Origin of the sequence: Streptomyces colwelliae (assembly GCF_048158785.1) — a bacterium.
Lineage (GTDB): Bacteria > Actinomycetota > Actinomycetes > Streptomycetales > Streptomycetaceae > Streptomyces.
Window position 1 is genome coordinate 1 of sequence record NZ_JBLTJC010000525.1, and the last position, 5,803, is coordinate 5,803.

The following is a 5,803-nucleotide window of genomic DNA, read 5'->3' on the forward strand; positions in this document are numbered from 1 at the left end:
GTGCTCGGAAACCCCGCCGCCTTGACGCTCGCCAGGTACCCGTCCTTCACCGTGTCCACGGTGAGCCAGTCGTCCTTCAGGATCCCGCCCGTGTCACCGGAGTTGGGGTTCCACGACCAGAAGGTCCAGGAGAAGGAGTCCGCGCCGTACGTCGAGGTCGGGCGGAGGTAACTCACCAGCGCCGCGAGCCACTTCTGGTCCACCGTCGACGCCAGCGTCGTGCCGAACTCGCCCACCCACACCGGCGCGATGTTCTGCCGGAAGAGATAGCCCCAGTACTTGTCCCACACCCCGGGCATGTTCGCCGGGAAGGACGGATCGCTGAACCAGCTCTGCTGGGCGACACTCGTCGCGTAGTCGTGGGCGGAGTACACGACCCGGTTCGGGACGTTCAGCTCCACCGGGTACTGGCCCGCACCCATCAAGTTGCCGCCCCACCAACCCGATACGCCGGCGTACGTCTGCACGCCCTCGACGAAGATCAGCAGGTCCGGGTTGACCGACAGCACCGCGTTGCCCGCGCGTTCCGCCGCCAGACGCCAGTCCGTCGCGACGTCACCGCAGCCCCAACACGCCGGATCGTGCGGCTCGTTGTGGAGGTCGATGCCGATCACCGTGGACTGGCCCGCGTAACGGGTCGCCAGGGAGCGGAGGTTGGCGATCCACGTCGACTCCGGTACCGATGACGTGTACCAGAGCGCCGACTGGGCCGACGCGTCCGGACGGTGCCGGTCGAGGATGACCTTCAGGCCGTCCTGGCCGGCGTAGGCGACGAGTTTGTCCATGATCTGGAGGGAGTTGAGGCCCTGGAGGTCGGCGTTCTTGCCGCTGGAGAAGTCGATGCTGTTGGGGACCGTGCCGGACTTGAAGATGTCGTCGCTGTAGGGGAGGCGGATGGTGTTGTAGCCCAGCGACTTCATCTGGTCGATCATGCTCTTGTAGTCGCGTGACCAGAGGCCGTGCACAACGTAGTTGGCGGTCTCGAAGCCGAACCAGTTGATCCCGGCGATACGGACCGGCTGCCCGGCCGCGTCGAGGATCTGGCGGCCACTGGCGTGCCAGTAACCGGCGCCGGGGGCACTCGCCGTATCGGCCGCCTGTGCTGGGTGCACACCGGCCAGCGGTAGAAGGAGCGCTGCGGCAACAGCGCACAGCGCTCTTCTCAAGTTGCGGAAGTTGCGGAACATGTCGCGGCTTCCTCTCGGAGGCGCGGGTCCGGAACGGGTGGGAGCGCTCCCACCACCCTGCGCCTCCCATGGAAGCCACGCCGCGTGGACACGTCAAGGCAACGGACGTCGACAGTCACCTACGGCTACCGGCTGAGCCTGCGGAACCTCCGCACCGCCAGCGGAAGGAACAGCAGCGTCAGCGCCGCAGGCCATGCCCCCGCGAGCAGCAACGCGTGCTGCTCCGGCCAGGACGTGCCCTGCCCCGTCGGCGCCCCGAAGAGCGCCCGTGTCGCGCCCGCCGTGGACGAGAGCGGGTTCCAGAGGGCGGCCTGGCCGAGCCAGTGGGGCATCTGTGTCGGGGAGACGTAGATGCTCGAGATCATCGTCAGCGGGAAGACGATCGCGAACAGGCCGCCCACCTGCTCGGGGCCGGGGAGCAACAACCCCAGCCACACGCCCACCCAGATCAGCGCGAAGCGGAGTGCCAGGAGCAGCGCCACCGCCTTCACGAAGTCCAGGCCGAGGCCGATGTGGATGCCGAGGTCCGCTCCCAGGTCGGAGCCCGCGCCGAACGCCGGGCGCCAGCCCATGCCGTACGCCGTGGCCATCATGATGCCCAACTCGGCGCAGGCGACGATGAGATCGGTCGCGCCGCGCCCCGCCACCACCGCCGACGGCGCCATCGGCATGGAACGGAACCGGTCGATGACGCCCTTCTTCGCGTCGTTCACGAAGATCGTCGCCGTCGACACGAAGCCCATGGCCACCGTCATCACGAACATGCCCGGCATCAGGAACGCCTTGTAGTCCCCGCCGCCCGGCACCCGCATCGCCTTGCCGAAGACGTACCCATACAGCAGCACGGACAGGATCGGGAAGCCCAACTGCCAGAGGATGCTGACCGGTTGGCGCCGGTAGTGGGTCAGGCCGCGCCGGACGACGTTCCAGCAGTCGGCGATCGTCCAGAAGAAGCGGCCGTGCTGGGGCCGTCTGCGGTACGTCCGTCCGGTCCCCTCGGACGCGGACGCCGACGCGGGCGCCGTCTGCGCGCCGCCGCTCACGCCGCCGCCCCCTCGGTCTCCGAGACCTCGGACTCCGGTTCCTGGGCGGTCGGTTCTTCTTCCGTACGGCGGCCCGTGAGCCGTAGGAACACGTCGTCCAGGCTCGGGCGGCGCAGGCCGATGTCCTCGACGGGGATGCCGTAGTGGTGGAGGTACCGGGCGACCTCGGTCAGCGAGCCCACCCGGTCGGCCACCGGCGCGTGCACCCGCAACTCCCCCATGTCGGCCTCCGGTTGGCCGCCGTGGGCGACCCTCGCGACCGCCTGCAACGCGTACGGGATGTGGGCCGGTTCGCGCAGCACGACCTCGATACGGTCGCCGCCGACGCGGTTCTTGAGGCCGTCGAGGGTGTCGTCGGCGATGGCCCGGCCCTGGTCGATGACGGTGATGCGGGAGGCCAGGCGGTCGGCCTCCTCAAGGTATTGGGTGGTCAGGAGGACCGTGGTGCCGTCCGCCACCAACTGCCGTACCGCTTCCCAGACTTCGCCCCGGCTGCGCGGGTCGAGGCCGGTGGTCGGTTCGTCGAGGAAGAGGACGGCGGGGGCCAGGATCATCGAGGCCGCGAGGTCGAGGCGGCGGCGCATGCCTCCGCTGTAGCCGCCCGCGCCCTTGTCGGCGGCGGCCTCCAGGTCGAACTGGCGCAGGAGTTGGGTCGCCCTCAACTTGGCCCGCCTGCGGCCGAGATGGAAGAGGCGGCCGAACATCTCCAGGTTCTGCCGGCCGGTGAGGATCTCGTCGATCGCCGCGTACTGGCCGGTGAGCCCGATCCGGGTGCGCACCTGGCGCGGCTGCCGGGCCACGTCGAGACCGGCGACGGTCGCCCGGCCGCCGTCGAGCCGGATCAGCGTGGAGAGGATGCGGACGGCGGTGGTTTTGCCGGCGCCGTTCGGGCCGAGCAGACCGTGCACGGTGCCCTCGCGGACGGCCAGGTCGAAGCCGTCGAGGGCGTGCTTGTCGCCGTAGCGCTTCTCCAGCGCCTCGGCCTCCACCACGTAGGAGTCACCACCCATGGGCCCTCTTCCCTCCCTCCTGTACCGAGCGTTCGAACTGCGTGCACCGTATCCGATTGCGCGTACGGTGTACTCGGTTTTCGCCCCGGGATCTACACTCGCCCCATGGCGAGCAGTCAGGAGTCCAGCGGCAGTGGTGACATCGGCCGCACCCTCGAACTGCTGTGGGACACCGGCCCCCGCCCCAGCCGCGGGCCGAAGCCGGGGCTGTCCGTCGACCGGATCGTGGACGCGGCCATCCGCATCGCGGACGAGGAGGGGCTCGACGCGGTCTCCATGCGCCGCGTCGCCACCGACCTGGGCACGGGCGCGATGTCGCTCTACCGGTACGTCCCCGGCAAGGCCGAGCTCCTCGACCTCATGCTGGACCGCGTCCGCTTCCCGGACCGCCCCAACGACCGCGAGAGCGGCGGCAGTTGGCGCACAGCACTGGAGGCCACCGCCCGCGAGGCCCTGGCCGTCCACCGCCGGCACCCCTGGCTGCTGCGCGTCAACCAGTCCCGCCCACTCCTCGGGCCCCGCGCCCTCGCCACCCTGGAGCACCTGCTCGGCCGCATCCGCCCGATGGGCCTGACCGACCCGGAACTCGTCTCGACGGTCGTCATGATCGACGGCTACGTCGTCGGCGCCGCCCGCACCCAGGTCCACCAGGAGGAGGCGGCCCGCAGCACCGGCCTGACCGACGCGGAGTTCTACGGCGCCCAGGTCCCGGCACTGGAGAAGGCGATGGCGACCGGCGCGTACCCGACGCTCGCGTCCCTCTCCCCCGACACCTTCACCGCCGGCTTCGACCACTTCGAGTTCGGGCTCGGACGCATCCTGGACGGGCTGGAGGTACGGGTCCGACAGCGTCGTGAAGGCCAACAGCGCCGTGAGGGCCAACAGCGCGGCGAGGGCCAATGGCCCGGAGAAACAGGCGAGTTCAGCCCCTACGACGCGTGAGGCGCCGTAGCCCGAAGACCGCCCCGCAGACGACCACGACGGCCACCGCGCCGATCTTCACGTTGTTCCCCGAGCCGCCGTCGCTGTCGCCGCTCGCCGAACTCCCGCCGCCCGAGGGCGATTTGGAGGAGTCCGAAGCGCCCCCGGGAGCGTCCTCGGCCTGCACCGGACTGTCGTCGCCCTCGCTCCCGTACATGAGCTTGGTGCCGTCCGCCGAGTAGCTGACGGACTCCCCCTGCCCCTGCAACGGCACGTCGAGGCGCCCCTCGCGCTTGATCTTCCCGCCGTTCCAGTCGTAGTAGATGCCGCCCAAGTACCCGCGTACGGCGAGCTGTTGGCCGTTGGGCGAGAACGCGGCGTCGGTGGCCCAGAGGTCGACGGCGGCGATGGGCTTGAAGTAATTCGTCCCGGAGGAGGAGAGCGTGGCCGGGCCCTCAAACAAATGCCCGCCGTCCTCCTTCTTGTCGATGATGTACACGCGCCCGGTCTTGGGGTGCACGAGCAGCGACTCGGCGTTCCGTGCGCCGTCCGAGTACTTCACGACGTACTGCGTCGCCCGGATCGTCTGGTCCTTGAGCACCTTCGGCTCGGGCAGCTTGTAGATCCAGACGTACGGCCAGGTCCCGTCGAGGTTGTCGCCGATGTCGCCGATGTAGATCTCGTTGTGCGGCCCGATGGAGATCGCCTCGACGTCACGCGGTTTGCCGACCCCGCTGAAGGTGACCGTGGCGACGGTCTTGCCGGTGCTGCTGTCGACGGCGTAGATGTACGGGCCGTCGTTGCTGTCGTTGTGCGTCCAGTAGATGCCGGGGTGGAGGTGCGAGGCGGCGAGCCCGCTGGACTCGGTGATCCGGGAGTCGGTGATCGTGAACCCCTTGTCGCCCTTGCCGTCACCGTCGTCGGAGGGTGCTGCGGTTGCGGGCAGGGCGAGCGCGCCGACGAGGAAGCCGGCGCCGAGGAACGCGAGGAAGCGACGCATGCCCCCAGCCTGCCATCCCCCACAGCGCGCCGATCGGCGTGGTGGGCCTCACACCCCGCCCGTTCCGTCGACGGGTGGTTGATCGTCCATCATGAGCGGATGCTCAGGTTCATGCCCGTAGGCGACTCCATGACGATCGGGAGCGCGGGCGAACACACATGGCGCTACCGGATGTGGCAGCACCTGCGCGCGACCTACGGCGGCCCGTTCGCCGTGGTCGGCCCGCGCGAGACGCTGTACGACAAGGCGACGGACACGCCCACGTCGTACGAGTACGCCGACCCCGACTTCCCGCACTTCCACCTGGCCGGCTGGGGTGAGGGCTGGCTGCACATGGCCCCGCTGATCGGCGAGGCGGTCCGCGCGCACCGGGCGGACGTGCTCCTCGTCTCCCTCGGCCTGATCGACCTGGGCTTCTACACGAACGCCGCGCAGACGGCCGACAACATGCGGTCCTTCGTCGCGGCGGCCCGCATCGCGAGACCGTCCGTCCGCATGGTGTTCCTGCCGGTGATCCCGAACGTCCGCGCCGAGACGGACGCCCCCTTCGCCACCGAGGTCGCCCTCTTCAACGAACTCCAGGCGAAGGCGGTCGCCGACCTGGACGACCCACGCTCCCCCCTCCTCCTGGCCTCCCTCCCC

6 protein-coding genes are annotated in these 5,803 nt (G+C 69.8%); 2 read left to right on the forward strand and 4 right to left on the reverse strand.

The genetic code is table 11. The features are described 5' to 3' along the window. From ACNFOC_RS49700 to ACNFOC_RS49710, 3 genes are all read right to left on the reverse strand, one after another. A partial coding sequence (locus ACNFOC_RS49700) for a glycoside hydrolase family 5 protein (protein WP_416965591.1) occupies nt 1–1,187 on the reverse strand: 1,187 nt, incomplete at its 3' end. A gap of 125 nt (nt 1,188–1,312) precedes the next feature. Next, nucleotides 1,313–2,128, reverse strand: coding sequence for an ABC transporter permease (locus ACNFOC_RS49705; RefSeq protein ID WP_416965596.1), 816 nt, complete (start codon nt 2,126–2,128; stop codon nt 1,313–1,315). 98 nt (nt 2,129–2,226) lie between these two features. Continuing rightward, nucleotides 2,227–3,240, reverse strand: coding sequence for an efflux ABC transporter ATPase subunit, DrrA-related (locus tag ACNFOC_RS49710; protein ID WP_416965592.1), 1,014 nt, complete (start codon nt 3,238–3,240; stop codon nt 2,227–2,229). 105 nt (nt 3,241–3,345) lie between these two features. Between ACNFOC_RS49710 and ACNFOC_RS49715 the strand changes: the two genes are divergently transcribed. Further along, on the forward strand, nt 3,346–4,182 hold the full coding sequence (locus tag ACNFOC_RS49715; protein ID WP_416965593.1) for a TetR/AcrR family transcriptional regulator: 837 nt from the start codon (nt 3,346–3,348) through the stop codon (nt 4,180–4,182). On the opposite strand, the gene ACNFOC_RS49720 is transcribed toward ACNFOC_RS49715, so the two are convergent. After that, nucleotides 4,163–5,161, reverse strand: a complete 999-nt coding sequence (locus ACNFOC_RS49720) for a WD40 repeat domain-containing protein (protein ID WP_416965594.1) — start codon at nt 5,159–5,161, stop codon at nt 4,163–4,165. The two genes, ACNFOC_RS49715 and ACNFOC_RS49720, sit on opposite strands and share 20 nt — an antisense overlap. 99 nt (nt 5,162–5,260) lie before the next feature. Here ACNFOC_RS49720 and ACNFOC_RS49725 point away from each other — a divergent pair. Next, nucleotides 5,261–5,803: GDSL-type esterase/lipase family protein (locus ACNFOC_RS49725; protein ID WP_416965595.1), on the forward strand; the 543-nt coding region annotated here is incomplete at its 3' end.

What these genes read in the sequence shown, in the direction of transcription:
- ACNFOC_RS49720 (WP_416965594.1), bottom strand. Translation starts at nt 5,161, where the DNA reads ATGCGTCGCTTCCTCGCGTTCCTCGGCGCCGGCTTCCTCGTCGGCGCG.
- ACNFOC_RS49715 (WP_416965593.1), top strand. Translation starts at nt 3,346, where the DNA reads ATGGCGAGCAGTCAGGAGTCCAGCGGCAGTGGTGACATCGGCCGCACC.
- ACNFOC_RS49710 (WP_416965592.1), bottom strand. Translation starts at nt 3,240, where the DNA reads ATGGGTGGTGACTCCTACGTGGTGGAGGCCGAGGCGCTGGAGAAGCGC.